The sequence below is a fragment of the Amycolatopsis sp. NBC_01307 genome, from assembly GCF_035975215.1.
Lineage (GTDB): Bacteria > Actinomycetota > Actinomycetes > Mycobacteriales > Pseudonocardiaceae > Amycolatopsis.
The window spans coordinates 5,628,659-5,646,411 of the sequence record NZ_CP108403.1; the positions used below are offsets into that span (position 1 = coordinate 5,628,659).

20 protein-coding genes and 1 tRNA gene are annotated in these 17,753 nt (G+C 72.5%); 12 read left to right on the forward strand and 9 right to left on the reverse strand.

Translation table 11 applies throughout. From position 1 onward, the window contains the following. Window positions 1–24: 24 nt before the first annotated feature. Both OG439_RS23920 and OG439_RS23925 read left to right on the forward strand, forming a co-directional pair. On the forward strand, window positions 25–552 hold the full coding sequence (locus OG439_RS23920; RefSeq protein WP_326943112.1) for a dihydrofolate reductase family protein: 528 nt from the start codon (window positions 25–27) through the stop codon (window positions 550–552). Window positions 553–708: 156 nt separating this feature from the next. Continuing rightward, window positions 709–2,010, forward strand: a complete 1,302-nt coding sequence (locus OG439_RS23925; RefSeq protein ID WP_326943113.1) for a hypothetical protein — start codon at window positions 709–711, stop codon at window positions 2,008–2,010. A 158-nt stretch (window positions 2,011–2,168) separates the two neighbouring features. Here the strand turns inward: OG439_RS23925 and OG439_RS23930 are convergent. Beyond that, window positions 2,169–2,242 (reverse strand) — tRNA-Ile (locus tag OG439_RS23930). Window positions 2,243–2,430: 188 nt separating this feature from the next. Between OG439_RS23930 and OG439_RS23935 the strand changes: the two genes are divergently transcribed. Then, window positions 2,431–2,703 carry a hypothetical protein gene (locus tag OG439_RS23935; RefSeq protein WP_326943114.1) on the forward strand — a complete coding sequence of 91 codons (273 nt, stop codon included), beginning with the start codon at window positions 2,431–2,433 and terminating at the stop codon, window positions 2,701–2,703. Between the two features lie 50 nt (window positions 2,704–2,753). Here the strand turns inward: OG439_RS23935 and OG439_RS23940 are convergent, their stop codons facing one another. Together OG439_RS23940 and OG439_RS23945 are read right to left on the reverse strand one after the other, a co-directional pair. Further along, window positions 2,754–3,230 (reverse strand): hypothetical protein, encoded by a 477-nt coding sequence (locus tag OG439_RS23940; RefSeq protein ID WP_326943115.1) that lies wholly within the window; start codon window positions 3,228–3,230, stop codon window positions 2,754–2,756. Between the two features lie 55 nt (window positions 3,231–3,285). Further along, window positions 3,286–4,248 (reverse strand): hypothetical protein, encoded by a 963-nt coding sequence (locus OG439_RS23945; RefSeq protein WP_326943116.1) that lies wholly within the window; start codon window positions 4,246–4,248, stop codon window positions 3,286–3,288. A 191-nt stretch (window positions 4,249–4,439) separates the two neighbouring features. Between OG439_RS23945 and OG439_RS23950 the strand changes: the two genes are divergently transcribed. Next, window positions 4,440–5,453 (forward strand): hypothetical protein, encoded by a 1,014-nt coding sequence (locus tag OG439_RS23950; RefSeq protein WP_326943117.1) that lies wholly within the window; start codon window positions 4,440–4,442, stop codon window positions 5,451–5,453. A gap of 510 nt (window positions 5,454–5,963) precedes the next feature. Here OG439_RS23950 and OG439_RS23955 read toward each other — a convergent pair. Together OG439_RS23955 and OG439_RS23960 are read right to left on the reverse strand one after the other, a co-directional pair. Further along, window positions 5,964–6,137, reverse strand: a complete 174-nt coding sequence (locus OG439_RS23955; RefSeq protein ID WP_326943118.1) for a hypothetical protein — start codon at window positions 6,135–6,137, stop codon at window positions 5,964–5,966. Window positions 6,138–6,198: 61 nt separating this feature from the next. Further along, a complete protein-coding gene (locus OG439_RS23960) occupies window positions 6,199–6,714 on the reverse strand; it encodes a hypothetical protein (RefSeq protein WP_247054820.1) in 516 nt (171 codons plus the stop codon). Between the two features lie 206 nt (window positions 6,715–6,920). Between OG439_RS23960 and OG439_RS23965 the strand changes: the two genes are divergently transcribed. Beyond that, the gene (locus OG439_RS23965; protein ID WP_326943119.1) at window positions 6,921–7,202 is read left to right on the forward strand and encodes an isoamylase; all 282 of its coding nucleotides are present in this window, start codon (window positions 6,921–6,923) and stop codon (window positions 7,200–7,202) included. A 3-nt stretch (window positions 7,203–7,205) separates the two neighbouring features. Here OG439_RS23965 and OG439_RS23970 read toward each other — a convergent pair whose 3' ends face one another. Then, window positions 7,206–7,958 (reverse strand): LysR substrate-binding domain-containing protein, encoded by a 753-nt coding sequence (locus OG439_RS23970; protein ID WP_326943120.1) that lies wholly within the window; start codon window positions 7,956–7,958, stop codon window positions 7,206–7,208. A 41-nt stretch (window positions 7,959–7,999) separates the two neighbouring features. Between OG439_RS23970 and OG439_RS23975 the strand changes: the two genes are divergently transcribed. From OG439_RS23975 to OG439_RS23990, 4 genes are all read left to right on the forward strand, one after another. Continuing rightward, window positions 8,000–8,398 (forward strand): DUF5997 family protein, encoded by a 399-nt coding sequence (locus OG439_RS23975; protein WP_326943121.1) that lies wholly within the window; start codon window positions 8,000–8,002, stop codon window positions 8,396–8,398. Continuing rightward, entirely contained in the window at window positions 8,395–9,621 is a 1,227-nt protein-coding gene (locus tag OG439_RS23980) for a kynureninase (protein ID WP_326951606.1), read from the forward strand. The genes OG439_RS23975 and OG439_RS23980 overlap by 4 nt, the downstream gene beginning before the upstream one ends. 76 nt (window positions 9,622–9,697) lie before the next feature. Next, window positions 9,698–10,156 carry a MarR family winged helix-turn-helix transcriptional regulator gene (locus OG439_RS23985; protein ID WP_326943122.1) on the forward strand — a complete coding sequence of 153 codons (459 nt, stop codon included), beginning with the start codon at window positions 9,698–9,700 and terminating at the stop codon, window positions 10,154–10,156. A 10-nt stretch (window positions 10,157–10,166) separates the two neighbouring features. Beyond that, complete coding sequence (locus OG439_RS23990; protein WP_326943123.1) at window positions 10,167–11,018, forward strand: haloalkane dehalogenase; 852 nt, start codon at window positions 10,167–10,169, stop codon at window positions 11,016–11,018. Window positions 11,019–11,029: 11 nt separating this feature from the next. Here OG439_RS23990 and OG439_RS23995 read toward each other — a convergent pair whose 3' ends face one another. Genes OG439_RS23995 through OG439_RS24005 form a run of 3 tightly spaced genes read right to left on the reverse strand, consistent with a single transcriptional unit; the run spans window position 11,030 to window position 13,290 of the window. Then, window positions 11,030–11,656: a TetR/AcrR family transcriptional regulator gene (locus OG439_RS23995; RefSeq protein ID WP_326943124.1), complete on the reverse strand. Its 627-nt coding sequence runs from the start codon at window positions 11,654–11,656 to the stop codon at window positions 11,030–11,032. Between the two features lie 48 nt (window positions 11,657–11,704). Further along, window positions 11,705–11,893: a ferredoxin gene (locus OG439_RS24000; RefSeq protein ID WP_326943125.1), complete on the reverse strand. Its 189-nt coding sequence runs from the start codon at window positions 11,891–11,893 to the stop codon at window positions 11,705–11,707. Further along, complete coding sequence (locus tag OG439_RS24005; RefSeq protein WP_326943126.1) at window positions 11,893–13,290, reverse strand: fatty acid desaturase; 1,398 nt, start codon at window positions 13,288–13,290, stop codon at window positions 11,893–11,895. The genes OG439_RS24000 and OG439_RS24005 overlap by 1 nt, the downstream gene beginning before the upstream one ends. A 175-nt stretch (window positions 13,291–13,465) precedes the next feature. Between OG439_RS24005 and OG439_RS24010 the strand changes: the two genes are divergently transcribed. The 3 genes from OG439_RS24010 (at window position 13,466) to OG439_RS24020 (ending at window position 17,691) form a co-directional block, all read left to right on the forward strand. Next, window positions 13,466–13,756, forward strand: coding sequence for a PASTA domain-containing protein (locus OG439_RS24010; protein ID WP_326943127.1), 291 nt, complete (start codon window positions 13,466–13,468; stop codon window positions 13,754–13,756). Window positions 13,757–13,906: 150 nt separating this feature from the next. After that, on the forward strand, window positions 13,907–14,908 hold the full coding sequence (locus OG439_RS24015; RefSeq protein ID WP_326943128.1) for a helix-turn-helix transcriptional regulator: 1,002 nt from the start codon (window positions 13,907–13,909) through the stop codon (window positions 14,906–14,908). A 380-nt stretch (window positions 14,909–15,288) separates the two neighbouring features. Beyond that, on the forward strand, window positions 15,289–17,691 hold the full coding sequence (locus OG439_RS24020) for a sensor histidine kinase (protein ID WP_326943129.1): 2,403 nt from the start codon (window positions 15,289–15,291) through the stop codon (window positions 17,689–17,691). The last annotated feature ends 62 nt before the right edge of the window (window positions 17,692–17,753 follow it).

Below are 17,753 nucleotides of genomic sequence, written 5' to 3' on the forward strand. Positions count from 1 at the left end.
GAACCTCCACCGAAAGGCACCTCCATGGCCAAGCTGCTCTACCACATCACGATGTCCCTCGACGGCTTCGTCGCCGGGCCCGCCGACGACATGTCCTGGCTCGCGGGGCAGGCCACCGGGCCGAACCCGGTCGTCGAGCGGCTGCTCGGCGAGATCGGGGCGGTCCTGCTGGGCCACCGCACCTACGCCCCGGCGACGTCGGCCGAAGGTGAGGTCTACGGCGGCCGCTGGCAGGGCCCGAAGTTCGTGCTCACGCGCGACGACCCGGCGACGGCCCAGCCGGGCTTCACCTTCGTCGAGGACCTCGGGGACGCCGTCGCGACGGCGTCGAAGGCCGCCGGCGACGGTTACGTCGCGCTGCTCGGCCCGACGCTGGCCCGGCGGTGCCTGGACGCCGGGTTGCTCGACGAGGTGCTGGTGCACGTGGTGCCGGTCCTGCTCGGCGACGGCGTCCGGATGTTCGACCACCGCGGTGGCACGCAGGTGCGGCTCGACCCGATCGAGCTGAGCCACGCGGGGCGGATCAGCACCGTCTGGTGCCGGGTCGCCTGACGCTCCACTGTGGACGGTCCCGCTCAGCGGAAACCCGGTGACACCGGATCACCGCGAGCCCTACTGTTGATGTTCGTCGTGCGGGGGAGGCACGATCCGGGGGCTTCTTCGTGCTGCCCGGCTCCCTCGCGCGCATCCGGCGACGAGGGGACTCAGATGACAGGCACGAAACTCCGAAGACGAGCCACCGTGGTGACCGCGCTCGGCGCGCTCGCCCTGGTCGCACCACCGGCGCAGGCCGCCGAAACCGCCGTTCCCTGCGACGCGGCCGCGCTGGTCCAGGCATTCGCCGCGGCGAGCACCACCCCCGACGCGGACACGCTGTCGCTGGCACCGGGCTGCGACTACGCGCTCACCGCCGTAGCCGACACCACCTGGGCGGCGGGGCTGCCGTCCGTCCGCGGGAAGCTCACCGTCCAGGGCAACCACGCGACGATCCGCCGGGCCACCGGCGCGCCGCAGTTCCGGCTCATCGCCAACTGGGGCGACCTGACCCTCATCGACGTCACGCTCACCGGCGGCCACGCGCCCGACGGCGTCGGCGCCGGTGGCGACGGGCGCGGGAACCCGGGCGAAAGCGGGGGCGCCATCGAGAACTGGGGGCCGCTGAGCATCGCCGGCAGCACGGTCACCGGCAACACGTCCGGCTCGGGCGGGCGCGGCATCGACGGCGTCTCGCCCGGCCGCGGCGGGCCGGCCGGCTTCGGCGGCGGGATCTCCTCCTACATCGGGAGCACGACCGCTCCCCTGACCATCACCGGCAGCGAGATCACCGGCAACACCACCGGCGACGGCGGCCGGGGCGGCGCCGCGACCGGGACGGCCACCGGCGGCGACGGCGGCTCGGGCGGGTTCGGCGGCGGGCTCTACACCTCCGTCGGCACGGTCCTGCGGATCACCGGCAGCACCGTCACGGGCAACACCGCCGGGGTGGGCGGCCCGGGCGGAACGGGTGGCCCGGGCACCGGTTCCGGAGCCGGGGGCAGCGGCGGCTCGGGTGGCGGACTGTTCGTGTCCACCCGCCAGGGTGAGCACCTGAACCCGGTCGTCACGACGACCGAGCTGAGCGGGAACCACGCGGGCCGCGGCGGCGACGCGGGCGTCCCGGGCGCGGGCGGATACGTCGGCTGGGCGGGTTACGGCGGCAACGGCGGCGGGCTCGGCCTGTTCTACGACGCACTCACCTTCGACGGCGGGAGCGTCACGGGCAACACCGCGGGCGAGCCGGGGGCGGGCTACTCGCCGCTGGCCGCCGACGCCGGCGGCGTCTACACGCTGGACGCCCGGGTGACGCTGGCCGACGGCGCCACGGTGACGGGCAACCGGCCGCGCAACTGCTCGTCGGTGGCGGACGTGCCCGGGTGCGTCAACGACGGGAATCCCTTGCCCCACGCGGCCGTGGCCGGGCCCCGGGACGAGGCGGCCATCGCCGCGGTTTCGGCGTCGGCGCGTCGCTGACGGGTGCTCGGGTCCGGCCGGGGTGTGTTCCGGCCGGGTCCGGGTTCCGGCGGGAAACGCTGGGAGCGCAACGGAAATCGATGCACGATGGGTGCGCGCCGGCGGGAATCCGCGGGACGGCGAGTGTGCCGCGCGAGCGGACCTCGCCCACGACCGAGTGGGGCGGGCGGGGCTCGAACCCGCGGCCAAGGGATTATGAGTCCCCTGCTCTAACCAACTGAGCTACCGCCCCCTGACCCCGGTACGCGCAGGCGGCTCGGGGATTCACAAATGCAAAGAAGACCCAGTTCGTTTCAAGTTATCACAGCGGCCATCCGGGCCCACCCGGTAGGCCAAACAGGTTGTCGTGGCTGCCGACCGGAGCACGCTCGTCTAAGTTGCAAGGACGTTGCCGCCGAACGGCCCGGCGGGAGGTGAACGATGACCACCGCACTGCGAGCCGCACCGGCACAGCTGTTCCGGCTGGCGTTGCTCGACGCCGTGACCGCCGGCGCCGGCCTCGGCTACCTCGCGCACCAGTACCGGGAGGCGCTCGTGGCGAACTCCGCGGCCATCGGCCTGGCACTCCTGCTCCTGTTCGCGCTGGGCTACGGGATCCGCACGGCCGCCCGGGTGCTGTCCCGGGCGGGTTCGCGAGTGGACGCCATCTTCGCCGACGAGCTGCGGGACAAACCGTCACCCTGGCCGCGCTGATCTGAAGGCGTTGCCGGGCAAGGGTTTCGCCGCGGATTCCGCGACCCGGTTCAGCCGCCACCGCCCGCCGGAGTGGTGGTCTCCGTCGGCGGATCGGTTCGCGGAGAAGTGGTGGTAGGCGGCGTGGTCGGGGGCGGCGGTGTCGTGGTCGGCGGGGCTGCCGCGGAACCGTAAGCCGCGTAGGTGAACCAGATCTGGCCGAACGTCTTCGGCGTCGTCTGAGCGAACATCGCGCGCACCTGGAACGTCGTCGCCGTGTACGAGCCCAGCACCGTGTTGAGCGTGAACGCGTTGAACGCGCTCGGCGTGTTCGGCGAGACCACGACCGCGTCCGGCACCTTGCCGAGGCCGTGGGTGACCGTGCAGAAACCGTTGCCGTCGGTGACGCAGGTGGCCTGCGCCGCCTGGACGATCGGCGCCGGCGCCGGGCCGACGGCCGCGGACGCGCCCGCGAAGACCACCGCGCCCGCCGTCACCGCCGAAGCGCCGGCCAGTGCCGCGAAAGCGATCCGTGCTCTGTTTCCCATGCTGGGCCTCCCCTGGTGAACGACGCACCCAGGGTCGTCGCCGGTCCGCAGCCCGTTACGCGTCCGCCAGCCACTGGACGCCGTACGCGTAACCCAGCTGGGGGGCCGCGAAGTCCTGCACCACCTCGGACGTGCCGTCGAGCGGCAAGGACTCGCCCGGCTGCGGCGGGTCGGACAGGACCGAGGTCGGCACCTTGTCCAGCCGCCAGACCGCGCGGGGCAGGTGGTCCGGGTCGAAGCGGACCCGGACCGTGAACGACTCGCACGTCACCAGCGGCACGAACGCGTACGACGGGCGGATCGGGCGGCCGTCGCGGACCTGGTACTCCAGCGAATACGTGTGGTCCTCGCCGGCGCCGAGGGGCCTCGGCAGGTCGAGCAGCCAACGAAAGTGCCGCTGGCCCTGGCGGATCGGCTCGCCGAGGCGGACGCCGAACTGGGCGTCGGCGGTCACGTCGCGCTCGGCGTCGGTGCCGTCCTCGACGCGGGGCACCGTGAACTGCGCGGAGATGCGGCTCAGGCCGTCGCGGGTCGCGACGATCAGGCGTTCCTCGATCAGCGTCGGCACCGGGGTGTCCAGCCGGACGACGGCGGTGAGCCGCTTGACGAACCAGCCCTTGTCCGGGTCCTGCTCCCCGCGCTCGGGGTGCGTGCTCGCCTCGATCTCGGCGGCCAGCCGGGCGCAGGCCCGGTCGATCCGCCGGCGGGCGGTGCGCTCGGCGACCTGCAGCCGCTCCATAAGGACCGCGACCCGGTCGCTGAGCAGCGAGTGCTGCGCGCCCGGCTCGATGCACAACGCGATGGTGACCGCGAGGCGGTCTTCCAGGGGGAACTCCTCGATCGCGGACTCGATCGCGGCCCGCAGGACGCGCCGCGCCTCCCGGTCGTTCTTCGCGCGGTGCAGCTCGCACCAGCCGGAGATCAGTGGGCCGACCCGGCTGAGCAGGCCCTCGGTCTCCAGGCCCCAGCCCCGCCGCAGCGTGGTCAGTTCGCGGCTCAACCCGCCGTCGTGTGCCATCGGAAACCGATTGTGGCACGCGGACTTCCGCGCGATCGGACGTATTCGCTCCACCGATCAGGTGATTCACCCGGTGGCCAGTTGCTGGCCAGTCGGCCCGGAACTCGGCCTGGCGCCGACCTTTTCCCCTCCCCCGAGGGGCCGACCATTTGCCCTGTCGGCGTATTCGCGCGAGGCATCTGGAGGAACGCTTGCCCGGCACCACGCACCCGATCCGCCCGGCCGACGTCGCCGGGGTCCGCGAGCTGGCGCGCGCCGGGCGGCTGGCCCGGTCGGCTTCGGCCGCGCCGCCCCGCGACCTCGCCCGGCTGCGCGGGGCCGTCTACACCGTGACCTGGCCGCTGGTGTTCGCGCGGATCACCAAGCCGCTGGAACTGCAGCGCCGGCACCCGGACTGCCTCCGCGGGCTCGAATGGATGCGGCCGGACTGCCTCGACGGCTTCCACGACGACGTCGAAGCCGTGGTGGAGCACGCGTTGCGGCGCGCGACGGACCCGATCCAGAACCTGGAGGGCTGGCTGGCCACCCGGCTCAGCCCGGCGACGGTCGACGCGCACCGGCGCCGGCGCGGCGAAATCGGGGCCCTGCAACGACCCCGGCTCCCGGCCTGGCTGGGCGACGCCCTCGGCGGCGACCCGTGGCTGGGCGAGCTGGCCGTGCGGATCCTGCTCTGGGCCGGTGTGCCGACGACCGCGGGCGGCGAGCTGTGGCCACTGGCCGGCTGGGCCGCGCGCCGCGCCGAGGTCACCGGCGAGCCGCCGGCCGGCCAGGACCACCGCGAGACGCTCGACCGCGAGGTGCGGACCGTGCTGGCGGCCATGCGGACCCGGCCGAAGTGGTACGCCGAGCACGTCGAGCGGCCGCTCGGCCACAAGCGCGCGCCGGTCGCGCCGATGCCGGCGGACAGCTCGTCCGAGCTCACCGCACTGGAGCTGGTGCGCCCGCACGAGGTCGACGACGCCCGGCTCACCGGCCTCGCCGAGCAGGCCCTGCGGGCGATCGAGGCCCGCCTCGCCCGCGGCCAGGACCCGGCGGTCGCGATCACGGCGGTGGTGCGGGTGGTGTTCGGCACGGCGGCCCCGGCCACGCTGGACCGCTTGCCGCACAACGGTTCCACCCGCGACGACTGGCTGTCCACCGCCCTCGCCGACGACGCGCGTCTCGCACGGATCGTCGCCACGGCGCTGGCCGTCCTCGACCGCTGACCACTCCAGCCCCGGTCGTGAGTGGTAATGAGGGTTAGAACCCTCTTTGCCACTCACGACAAGCCGCGGCAGACCCGGGTTGCCGTCACTCACGATCCGAACCCCGACTGCCCGCCACCCTCGCCGATCTCCCCAGCGCCGGTCGTGAGTGGTAAGTCGGGTTAGAACCGCCCTCACCACTCACGACGAGCCGCGGCAGATCCGGGACGCCGTCACTCACGATCCGAACCCCGACTGCCCGCCACCCTCGCCGATCTCCCCAGCGCCGGTCGTGAGTGGTAAGTCGGGTTAGAACCGCCCTCACCACTCACGACGAGCCGCGGCAGATCCGGGACGCCGTCACTCACGATCCGAACCCGGCTGCCCGCCACCCTCGCCGACCAGGCGCGGCTTGCGCGGATCGTCGCCACGGCCCCGACCGCTGACCGCCCCAGCCCCGGTCGTGAGTGGTAATGAGGGTTAGAACACTCATTGCCACTCACGACGGGCCGCGGCAGACCCGGGAGGCCGTCACTCACGATCCCGGCTCCGGCTGTCCTCGGTCAGCGATCCTGAGCGGGCGTCGAGCAGTTCGGCCAGGACTTCGGGTGGGCAACCCGCGTCGCGGGCCCGGGTGCCGGCGGCGGCCAGTTCGGCCACCAGCAGCTCACGCAGGGACGACCGGGTCGCGTCGGCCAGTCTCACCCGATGCTCCTCTCGCCGGCGCCGGCTCCCGCCGGTCCCGCCTTCCCCTGACGGACACGCCTCAGCGCCACCACGGTGGCGGCGGTGCCGGGAGCCGCAGCGGGCAGCACGTGTGCCGGCCCACCCAGCAGTCGCCCAGCCAGCGGGTCAGCGCGACCGGGCCGAGGAGGCTGTCCTCCCACACCGGCCGCAGCTCGCCGGCCCGGCGCAGGACGCGCTCGGCCGTGCGGCAGAAGCGGATGATCGTCGCGACGGCGGCGTCGGCCCGCTCCGTCGTCCAGGCGACCGCGGCTCCGGGCAGCCGGGCCGGGACGGCCAGGCCAGGTGCGACGGTGCAGTCCCGGGCCAGCTGCACGGCGAGGTCGAACTCGACCGCTTCGGCGCAGCGCTGCCGCACCTGCCAGCCGGGCGACGCCGTGGCGGCGTGCAGGCCGGCCAGCCGCGCGGCGGCCAGCCCGTCCCACACCGTCAGGAGCACCGCTCGCGTGTCGGCCGGTGGCGCGTCGGCGAGCTCGCGAGTCGCGGCGCTGAGCCAGGCACACGGGTCCTTGACGAGACGATCAACGGTGATGGTCACGGCAGCCAGTTTTGCACCGGAAGCCGCGAAAGACAGCAAGATGATCATGGATCGCGGCGAGTCCACCCGGTCGGTGGCGCACCGTTGAGCGGCGTCGTCCCCCTTTTGAGCACTCTTCGTGACCGAATCGTCACAGGTGTGCGATCATGAGCGCGCTCAACGTCGAGCACGCCCTCCTGACCGTCCCGTGAAAGGGCCACCGACGAGTGATCAAGATCAGCAAGAGTCCCGCCGGCGCCAAGCGCGTCACCTTCAGCCTGCCGATCGGCGCGCCGCCGGGGCGGGTGAGCGTGGTGGGGTCGTTCAACGACTGGACCCCCGGCCGCCACCACCTGCTGCCGCGCTCGAACGGCCGCCGCTCGACGTCGGTCGAGGTGGTGCCGGGCACCGTGCTCCAGTTCCGCTACCTCGGTGAGGACGGCCACTGGTTCGACGACCCCGACCTCCAGGACCGCGTGAACGGCAACTGCGTCTGCGAAACGAACTAGACGCTAGGACCGGCGACGCGGCTTGCCGCGCTTCGCCACTCCGCCACCGCGTCGACCGGCTCCCGGCTTCCCGCCCGCGGACTTCCCGCCGGCGGGCTTGCGGGCCGGCGGCTTCCGCTCGGCGGGAGCCGGTGCCGGTGCGGATGAGCGGCCGCGCGTGCTGTTGACCGTGCGGCCGCGGACGATGCCGATGAACTGCTCCATCAGGTCGCTCGTCTCGTCTTCGAGCCACGACAGCGCCACGCTCGACTGCGGCGCGTCCGCCACCGGCCGGTAGGTGAGGTCGCGGCGGTGGTGCAGCCGCGCGAGCGACTGCGGGACGACCAGCACCCCGACGCCCGCCGCCACCAGTTCGATCGCGTCCGCCGTCGTTTCCGGGCGGTCCACGGCCGGGCGACCCGGGAGCGACTCCCACTCGATCGTGTCATCGAGGGGGTGCAGCACGACGTCGTCCGCCAAGTCCGCTGTGGACACTTCGTCGGCCGCGGCGACCACGTGGTCCTTGGGGACGAGGACGACCGTCGTCTCGGTGTAGAGCGGGATCGCGTGCAGGCCGTCGCGGTCCAGCGGCGAGCGCAGCAGGGCCGCGTCGGCGCCGTGCTCGCGCACGAGGGCGGTGGCGTCCGCCGCGGCGACGGGCACCAGCTGCAGCGGCACTTCGGGGACCCGCTCGGCCCAGGTCCGCACCCACTTGGCGGGTGTCGCTCCCGGGACGTATGCGAGCCGGAAGGAGGCGGGAACGTCCGGGCCGGTCACCGGGTCAGGTTACCGGTCGGGCGCTGGCTACCCTGGACGGCATGACGTCGCACAAGACCACCCAGACGATGAAGCCCGCGACAGCGGCGAAGAAACTGGGTGTGTACCTCGAAGCCACGCCCCCGGAGTTCCAGGAGGGTGTCGTCTCGCGCGACGAGCTGAACGCGCTGCAGACCGACCCGCCGGAGTGGCTGCGCGAGCTGCGCCGCACCGGCCCGCACCCGCGGCAGGTCGTCGCGGCGAAGCTGGGCGTGTCCATCGGCGGCCTCGCGCGCGGCGGTGTCACCGACGCGCTCACCACCGAGCAGATCGACGCGCTGAAGACGGAAAGCCCCGCGTGGCTGGAGCACGAGCGCGCCACCCAGGCCGAGGTGCGCAAGGAGGCCGAGCGCGTCAAGGAGAACGGCGTCAAGGAGAACGGCAAGGAGCAGGGGAACTGACCGCCGCCGACACCTCCCTCGAGCGCGCCGAGGCGCTGGACGCCGCGGACGAGCTGGCCGCGTTCCGGGCCCGGTTCGTGCCGATCTCCGACCCCGGCGTCGTCGCCTACCTCGACGGGAACTCGCTCGGCCGTCCCCTGCTCGCCACGGCGGAGCGGCTGCAGGAAGTCGTCGTCCAGGAGTGGGGTTCGCGGCTCATCCGGTCGTGGGGCGAGCGCTGGCTCACGCTGCCTGAAGAAATCGGGGACGAGCTGGGCCGGGTCGCGCTCGGCGCCGCGCCCGGGCAGGCGATCGTCGCCGATTCGACGTCCGTGTGCCTCTACAAGACGATCCGGGCCGCCGTCGCGCTGCGGCCGGGCCGTGACGAGCTCGTCACGGACACCGCGAACTTCCCCACCGACCGGTTCCTCGTCGAGAGCATCGCCGCCGAGCTGGGCCTGACCGTGCGGTGGATCGACGCCGACCCGTGGGCCGGCTTCGGCGCCGAGCAGGTCGCGGCCGTCGTCGGCCCGCGCACCGCGGCGGTCGTGCTGTCCCATGTGGACTACCGCTCCGCGGCGATCGCCGACCTGGCCGGGATCACCCGGCTGGCGCACGAGCACGGCGCGCTCGTCGTCTGGGACCTCTGCCACAGCGTCGGGTGCCTCCCGGTCGAGCTGGACGCCGCGGGCGCCGACTTCGCGGTCGGCTGCACGTACAAGTTCCTCAACGCCGGACCCGGCGCGCCCGCGTTCCTCTACGTCGCCACCCGGCACCAGGACGCCTTCGGCCAGCCGATCACCGGCTGGATCGGCGCGGCCGACACCTTCGCCATGGCGGCGCACTACGAGCCGGCGCCGGGCATCCGCCGCGCGCTGTCCGGCACCCCGCCGGTGCTGGGCATGATCGGCGTCCGGGAAGGCGTCGCGCTACTGGCCGAAGCCGGGATCACGCGCGTGCGCGCCAAGGCCGCCGAGCTGGGCCGGTGGGTGCTCGACCTCGCCGACGACTGGCTCGTGCCGCTCGGGTTCACCATCGCCTCGCCCCGCGACGACGACCGGCGCGGCGGGCACGTCACCCTCCGCCACCCGGACGCCGAACGGCTCTCGGCGCTGCTCATCGAGCACGGCGTCATCATCGACTTCCGCCGGCCCGACGGCATCCGCCTCGGGCTCAGCCCGCTGACCACCGGCTTCGCCGAAGTCCGGCGGGCGATGGCCCGGATCCGCGAACTGGCCGCCTGACCGCACCCGCGCCTCCCGGCTTCGGGCTCGGCCAAAATAGTAGCCATGTATTTAGTAGCCATGTACTGTATCGACCGTGAGCAGCACATCGAACGGCGCGACGCCGGGTTACCTCGTCTGGCGGCTGTCCATGAAGTGGCGCGTGGCCGTCGACCGCGCACTGGCACCGCTGGGGCTGACGCACGCCCAGTACGTGCTGATGGCGTCGCTGTACGGCCTGGAGCGCACGGGTCGGCCGCCGAGCCAGCGCGAGCTGGCCGACCAGACCGGGCTCGAGGCGCTCTACGTCTCGAAGCTGGCCCGCGCCCTCGACGCCGACGGGCTCATCGCCCGCACCCGCGACCCCGCCGACACCCGGACCGTCCGGCTGACCCTCACCGGCCACGGCCGCGAGATCGTGCGGCCGGCGATCAGCACGGTCAGCGCCCTGCTCGACCGGCTCCTCGCCCCGCTCGGCGGCCGTGACGGCGACCGCACGGACGTGCTGGTCCGCGAGCTCACCCTCCTGATCGACACCCCACTGGATCCCTCCTGAAGGAACGGCCATGCCCGAAACCCCCGTCCTCGACTCGGTCCTGCACCACGAAGAGTCCGGTAGCGGTGCCCCGATCGTCTTCCTGCACGGCAACCCCGGTTCTTCGCACGGCTGGCGCCACGTCCTCCCGCACGTCGGCGCCGGGCGGCTGCTCGCCCCCGACCTGATCGGCATGGGCCGCTCGGGCAAGCCCGACGTCCCGTACGCCTTCGCCGACCACGCCCGCTACCTCGACGCCTGGTTCGACGCGCTCGACCTGGACGACGTCGTCCTCGTCGGGCACGACTGGGGCAGCGCGCTCGCGTTCGACTTCGCCGCGCGCCACCCCGGCCGCGTCCGCGGGCTGGCGTTCTTCGAGACGATCGTCAAGCCGATGGCCTGGGAAGACCTCTCGCCGCAAGCGGCCGAGCGGTCGCGGAAGATCCGCACGCCGGGCGTCGGCGAAGAGCTGGTGCTGGAGCAGGACCTGTTCATCCGGCAGGCGTTCACCGGCGGCGTGCGCACACCGGTCGCCGATCTCGACGCCTACCTGGCGCCGTTTCCGACGCCCGAGAGCCGTCGCCCGGTCCTCGCCTGGGCCCGCCAGCTGCCGCTCGGCGGCGACCCGGCCGGGCTCGTCACGCGCATCGAGGCCTACGACGAGTGGCTGGCGGGCAGCACCGGCGTCCCCAAGCTGCTGCTGACGTTCACGGGCTCGCCGACCCTGCTCATCGGCGAGGCGATGGCGCGGTGGTGCGCGGAGCACATCGCGGCGCTGGACGTCGTCGCGTGCGGCGAAGCCGGGCACCACGCCCACGAGGACCGGCCGAAGGAGATCGCCACCGAGATCGCCGCGTGGGCGGACCGCCACGGCCTCCGGTGACGAGGCGTCCGTCAAGCGTGGCGCAGGGGTGGGGTCGCCGCCTCGACGCCGAGGACACGCGCGGCCACCCAGGCCAGGGCGTCCGCGGTGCGGGCCGGGGTGTCCGACGGCTGCATCACGTGGCTGAGGACGGTGCGCACGACGACGTCGATCACCACCGTGACCTGCTCCGGCGTCAGCTCCGGGCGGTAGGACAGCACCCGCTCGACCAGCATGGTCTTCGCCCCGGTGAGGAGCATCCCCGCCTGCGTGGTCAGCAGCGGGAGCAGCTCGGTGTCCGTGCCGTGCGTCGCCGAGGCGATCGCGCGCAGCAGGATGTTGTCGTCGGCCAGCTCCAGGACCGCGCGGACGGCGTCGTACATCGCTTCGACGAGGTCGGCGGGGTGGCGCTCGAACGCCGCCGAGACGACCGAGAGGAAGCGGTCGAGCTCGTGCGCCACCATGGCCTCGGCCAGGGCGGTCTTGGAGCCGATCTCGTTGTAGACGGTCTGGCGGCTGACGCCCACCAGCTCGGCCAGCCGGGCCATCGTGACCGCCGACCAGCCGGCCCGCGCCGTCAGCTCGATCGCCGCGATGATGATCGGCCGCCGGTGCTGACCACCCTCGGGCGGCGCCAGTGCCCCGCTCATGATCGTCATTCTAGGCCGCGCCCGCGAAGACCGGTGCCGCGCCCGCGACGACGGACGTCATGTCAGTTTCAGCGCCAGCACGGGACAGGAGCCGACGGCAGCGGCGACGTCCTCGCGGTGGTCCTCGCCGGGGCGCTCGTCGAGGACGACGACCGTCCCGTCGTCGCCCACCTCGAAGAAGCCGGGCGCCATCGCCTCGCACATGCCGATGCCGTCGCACTTGCCGCGGTCCGCTTCGATCCGCATCACGCGCCCACCCGGCCCCGCGCGACGAAGTCGACCTTCTCGCGCACGCCGCAGTCGGGGCAGCACCAGGAGTCCGGGATCGCCGACCACGGCGTGCCGGCCGGGAACCCTTCGCGCGGGTCGCCGCGCCGCTCGTCGTAGACGTAGCCGCAGCCCGGGCACATGCCGCCTTCGGTGGCGTCGCCGTGGGTGTCCTGGGCCTGGTGAACCGCGGTGACGCGGGTGCCGTAGCGCGCGAGGATCCTGTCGCGCTTGCCCGGCCGGAGGTTGGCGCGGGAGAGGTCGCCGTCGAAGTGGGCGAGCACGCGCGGGTCCATCACGCGGCGCCAGACCGGCGGGACGAGCGCCAGCACGATCATCCCGGCGTACCCGGTGGGCAGCACCGGCGACTCCGCGAAGTCGCGCAGGGTCTGGTAGCGGCGCGTCGGGTTGGCGTGGTGGTCGCTGTGGCGCTGCAGGTGGTAGAGCAGGACGTTGGTGGCGATGTTGTTGGAGTTCCAGCTGTGGCTGGGATCCACGCGCTCGTACCGGCGGCGGCCGGGCACGCCGACCCGCTGGCGCAGCATGCCGTAGTGCTCCATGTAGTTGACGACTTCGAGCAGCGAGAAGCCGACCACGGCCTGGATCACCAGGTAGGGCAGGATGCCGACGCCCAGCCAGACGATCATCGCGGCCCACAGCACGGCCGACATCAGCCACGCGTTGAGGACGTCGTTGCCGATCCGGAACGGGTGCTTGTCGCGCCGGGCGTAGCGCTTGCGCTCCAGCCGCCACGCGGACTTCAGCGAGCCGAAGACCGTGCGCGGCCAGAAGCGGTAGAAGCTTTCGCCGACGCGGCTGCTGGCCGGGTCCTCCGGCGTCGCGACCCGGACGTGGTGGCCGCGGTTGTGCTCGATGTAGAAGTGGCCGTAGAAGCTTTGCGCCAGCGCGATCTTCGACAGCCAGCGCTCGTGGCTCTCCTTCTTGTGGCCCAGCTCGTGCGCGGTGTTGATGCCGATCCCGCCGATGCAGCCGATCGAGACGGCCAGGCCGACCTTGTCCACAATGGACAGGTCACCGCGGGCGACGAGCCAGAACGCCGCCACGAAGCCGACGTACTGGATGGGCAGGAAAGCGAAGGTGATCCAGCGGTAGTAGCGGTCTTTCTCCAGCCGTTCGAGCACGTCGTCGGGCGGGTTGCCGCGATCGAGCCCGGCGAGCAGGTCGATGAGCGGCACGACGACGAGGATCACGATCGGCCCGATCCAGAACCAGACCCCCCAGCCGGTGGCGGCGTGCAACCCGATGGCGAGGAACGCCAGCGACGGCACCACCAGCCCGATCAGCCACAGGTACCGCTTGCGATCGCGCCACACCTCGGTCGACCCGGCGGGCACGGTCCCGGTCACTTCGCTCATCACACCCTCCTCCGTTGGCTGGGTTTACAAAACGATAGTGGATGTACAGCATGGTTGACAATAGGTGGGTTGATGTCAATCGGATGGCGGATCAGGCCAGGTCAGGCGCGGTGCACCCGGTCGACGGATTCCGCGAGCCCGCGCGAGCCGGTATTTTGGACTCGGGTGAGCACAGTTGGACGAACCGGTCATCGTGCCGAACTTCCGGGGCAGGCAAGCGCTCGACGCCCGGCTTTCCGGGCATGACGCAGGGCTCTTCGTGCAGGGCCCCGATCCCGACAGCCCCCATCCCCTCCTGAACGGCCGCGTCGTCGCGCAGATACCCGCGGCCGGGACGCGGCTGACGCGCTGGGGCACCGTCACGGTCTGGATCACCGGCGGTGGCGACCCAGCCGGAGTCCGTGAACCACGGCGGCCGCTGCCGGTCCGCCGGGCCGATCAGGAGGAAGCGGACCGGGACCACTGACCCGTCCTGGGGATTCGGCGACGAACATCCGCAACACGAGAGCCGCGACCGTTCCGACACAGCGACCCAATCCACGCGCGACGACCCGCCCGGACCGAGCCGCCGGATACCGGGCAAGACCTGTCCGGTATCCGTGGCAGACTTCCCCGTGTGACGCGACCGACCGCCCGGGTGCTCGCTCTGCTGGAGATCCTGCAGGGCGGCGGGACCCGCACCGTCGCCGATCTTGCCGGGCGGCTTGGTGTCGACGAGCGCACCGTGCGCCGGTACGCCTCGCATCTGATCGACCTCGACGTCCCGGTCCGCACCGTTCGCGGGCGGTACGGCGGCTACCGGCTGGCGCCCGGGTTTCGGATGCCGCCGTTGATGCTCACCGATGAGGAAGCGCTTGCCGTCCTTCTCGGGCTCGTCGCCGGGCAGCGGGCCGGGCTGGTCACAGCCTCCGGCGTTGCGACGGAGAGCGCCGCCGCCAAGGTGCGGCGGGTGTTGCCCGAGGCCCTCGGGCGGAAGCTCGACGCGTTGCTCGGGACCCTCGACTTCACCTCCCCCGCGCGGCCCGCGGCCAGTCCCGAGACGGCCGTGCTGCTGACGCTCGCCGAAGCCGCGCGGGATCGCCGGCCCGTCGCCGTCTCCTACACCGCTTGGGACGGGCGGCGCAGCGAGCGCACCGTGCACCCGTACGGGATCGTCGCGCACTCCGGGCGCTGGTACGTCACCGGCGAGGACTCCGCCAGCGGCGAGGTGCGCACGTTCCGGCTCGACCGGATCGCCGCCGCCACACCCGGCGCCGGGTCCTTCGCCGTGCCCGACGGCTTCGACCCCGGGGCGCACGTCCTGTCGAGGCTCGCGGAGGTGCCGCACCGGCACGAGGTCTCGGTGCGGGTGCGCGCGACGGCCGAGCAGGTCCGGCCGCGGCTCCCGGCGGGAATCGCCGCCGTGACGGCGATCGCGGGCGAACCGGGCTGGGTGCGGGTCCGGCTGCGGGCCGAGCGGCTGGACTGGGTCCCGTCGGTGCTCGCGGCCCTGGACCGCCCCTTCGTGATCGAGACGCCGGACGCGCTGCGTGATCAAGTTCGCACCTTCGCCCGCGGGCTCACCGCCGGCGCGGACGCCGATCCCGGCGAAATCGTCGAAGAACCCGAACGGCGGTAGCGCGCACCGGGGCAGTGCCCCTGCCCGTTCTTCCCGTTACCGGGAAGGCAACTGCGGACGAATTCACATTCACCCGTTCGGCCCAATACACGGTAGTGCGAATTGGCGCCCGGCCCCGGTACCCGCGCAAATGGCGGTAACCTCCCCGCCGCAGACGGTAAACGGTGTTCGCGCGACGCCGGACAACGGTCCGCGGGCCGGGTCAGCTCCGCCGCGCGTCAGTGGTTCGTGGTAAAAAACGGACCCTGATCGATACTGCGGCAACACGGAGGGTGAGGCGAAGACGAGTGACGGCGGCCACAATGTCCCTTCGTCGTGTCTGCTTCCTCGACCGGGTCCCCACCTATCGCCGACCGTCACTCAGGAGTTCGTGAACCCCCGTGAAGAGCAAAGCCGACAAAGACGAGTCCGACAAGCCGTACGACAAGTCGATCCGCAAAAGGCTCACCAGGACCGTCCTCATTCCGAGTGTGACGCTCCTGGTGCTATGGACCGCGCTGTCTTCGTACTTCTTCGTGAACGGCCTTTACGTCCGCCTGGTCGCGGCTTCGGTGCGCGAAGTGTCGATCCCCGCCGCCACCGCGCTGGCCGCGTTCCAGCAGGAGCGCCAGGTCGCCCTGCAGTACCTGGACGACCCGGGTGTGGGCCAGACCCGGCTGCAGACGCAGCAGAAGGCGACCGACGAGAAGCTCGGCGCGCTGCAGAACGCGTTCGCCGCGACCATCTCCAGCGCGCCCGACGAGATCGCGACCAAGGTCAACGCGCTCAAGAACCAGTTCGACCAGCTGCCGGTGCTGCGCTCGCAGATCGGCTTCCGCAGCATCGACCGCAGCCAGGTCAACACCTACTACAACGGGGTGCTGGACACGGCGTCGAACCTGTTCGACACCCAGGCCCGCGTGGTGCCGGACGCCGCGGCCGCGTACGGCGGCATCACCGCGACGTCGGTCTTCCGCGCCGGTGACATGATGTCGCGGGAGACGTCGCTGGTCTCGACGGCGCTCGCGTCCGGGACGTTCGCCCCCGACGACTTCGTCCAGTTCACCCAGCTGTCCGGGTACTACAAGACGCAACTGGCGCAGGTCGCGCCGTTCCTCGACCCCGCCGTCCGCACCAAGTACCAGACGCTGACCACCGGCGTGGCCTGGAAGCAGCTGGCCGGCGCCGAAGACGCGATCGTCAAGCACGGCCCGTGGTCCGCCAGTGATCGCGACGGCCCGCCGGTCGGCGGGGCCGACTGGCAGAGCGCCACGAGCCAGGTCGCCCAGGGCCTCAACGACATGGCGATCGACCAGGCCGACAAGGTCTCCGCGGCGGCGATCGACTCCGGTGACTCCCAGCTGCGCAACGCGATCGTCGGCAGTGTGGTGGCCCTGCTCGCCTCGCTCGCGGCGATCATCGTCGCGATCCGGGTGTCCCGCTCGCTCGTCGACCGCGCGCTGATGACGCGCCTCGCGCGGCTGCGCAACGACTCCCTCGACCTCGCCCGCAACCGGCTGCCGAACATCGTGGACCGGCTCAAGAACGGCGAGTCCGTCGACCTGAACGAAGAGCTCCCGCAGCTCGACCACGGCCGGGACGAGATCGGGCAGGTGGCCGAGGCGTTCAACGTCGCCCAGCTGACCGCCGTCAACGCGGCGGCGAGCGAGGCGAAGGCCCGCAGCGGCGTGCACAACGTGTTCCTCGGCATCGCCCACCGCAACCAGGTCCTGGTCCACCAGCAGCTACAGATCCTGGACGAGATGGAAGCCCGGGAAGAGAACTCGACACAGCTGGCCTCGCTGTTCCAGCTCGACCACCTCGCCGCGCGGGCGCGGCGCACCACGGAGAACCTGATCATCCTCGGCGGCAAGCAGCCGGGCCGCCGCTGGCGCAAGCCGGTGGCGCTGATGGAGGTGCTGCGCGCGGCGGTGTCGGAAACCGAGCAGTACGCGCGGGTCCAGGTCGAGCAGGTCGCCGACGTCGCCGTCGCCGGCACCGCGGTGGCCGACACGATCCACCTGATCGCCGAGCTGGTCGACAACGCGACGACGTTCTCCCCGCCCGGTTCCCCGGTCGAGGTGACCAGCCGCCTGGTCGCCCGCGGCGTCGTGGTCGACGTCTCGGACCAAGGTCTGGGCATGAAGGAAGGGGTTCGTCAGTGGGCCAACGCGATGATGGCCGAAGCGCCCGAGTTCGACGCGATGGCGCTGCGGGCCGACTCCAGCCTCGGCCTGTTCGTGGTCGCGCGGCTGGCGGCCAAGCTCGGGATGACCGTCACCTTCGACCCGTCGCGCTACGGCGGCCTCCGCGCCACCGTGCTCGTCCCGACCCAGCACCTGGCCGGTGAGCAGCTCCCGGGCCAGGCCGAGGCCGAGTTCGTCGCCCCGGAGGACACCGCGATCCTCGCGCCGGTGGGCGGACCCGCGCCGCAGGAGCGGGAAAGCGCGCTCCGGTCGATGGACATGCCCAGCTCCTTCACCGGGCAGATCCCGATGAAGCGGGACGTCAAGCCGCGGCCGTACCCGGTGCGCGCCCCGCTCGACCCGCAGCCGCCGGCCGCCGCGCCGGCCGCGCTGGAGGAGCGGCTCGCCGCCCGCCCGGCGGAGCCGCCGAAGGAGCGGGGCGACGACCGGCCGCGGCTGCCGCGGCGCGAGCCGCAGCAGAACCTCGTCGCCCAGCTGGAGAACGAGCCGGAGGAGGACGTCGCACCCGACGTGGCTCCCGGTGAAGGCACCGCGCGCACGCTCGCGGCCTTCCACAAGGGCACCCGGCGAGGCCGCGACGGCGCCGAAGACTCCTAACCCCGCGCCGCACGCCCGAACGTCCACACAGGAAAGTCGTCACAGGAAAGTCAAGGTCTCTG

Bases quoted from the DNA above. Each gene is read 5' to 3' on its own strand.
- OG439_RS23920 (WP_326943112.1), top strand. From the start codon at position 25: ATGGCCAAGCTGCTCTACCACATCACGATGTCCCTCGACGGCTTCGTC.
- OG439_RS23925 (WP_326943113.1), top strand. From the start codon at position 709: ATGACAGGCACGAAACTCCGAAGACGAGCCACCGTGGTGACCGCGCTC.
- OG439_RS23935 (WP_326943114.1), top strand. From the start codon at position 2,431: ATGACCACCGCACTGCGAGCCGCACCGGCACAGCTGTTCCGGCTGGCG.
- OG439_RS23940 (WP_326943115.1), bottom strand. From the start codon at position 3,230: ATGGGAAACAGAGCACGGATCGCTTTCGCGGCACTGGCCGGCGCTTCG.
- OG439_RS23945 (WP_326943116.1), bottom strand. From the start codon at position 4,248: ATGGCACACGACGGCGGGTTGAGCCGCGAACTGACCACGCTGCGGCGG.
- OG439_RS23975 (WP_326943121.1), top strand. From the start codon at position 8,000: ATGACGTCGCACAAGACCACCCAGACGATGAAGCCCGCGACAGCGGCG.
- OG439_RS23990 (WP_326943123.1), top strand. From the start codon at position 10,167: ATGCCCGAAACCCCCGTCCTCGACTCGGTCCTGCACCACGAAGAGTCC.
- OG439_RS23995 (WP_326943124.1), bottom strand. From the start codon at position 11,656: ATGACGATCATGAGCGGGGCACTGGCGCCGCCCGAGGGTGGTCAGCAC.
- OG439_RS24000 (WP_326943125.1), bottom strand. From the start codon at position 11,893: ATGCGGATCGAAGCGGACCGCGGCAAGTGCGACGGCATCGGCATGTGC.
- OG439_RS24005 (WP_326943126.1), bottom strand. From the start codon at position 13,290: ATGAGCGAAGTGACCGGGACCGTGCCCGCCGGGTCGACCGAGGTGTGG.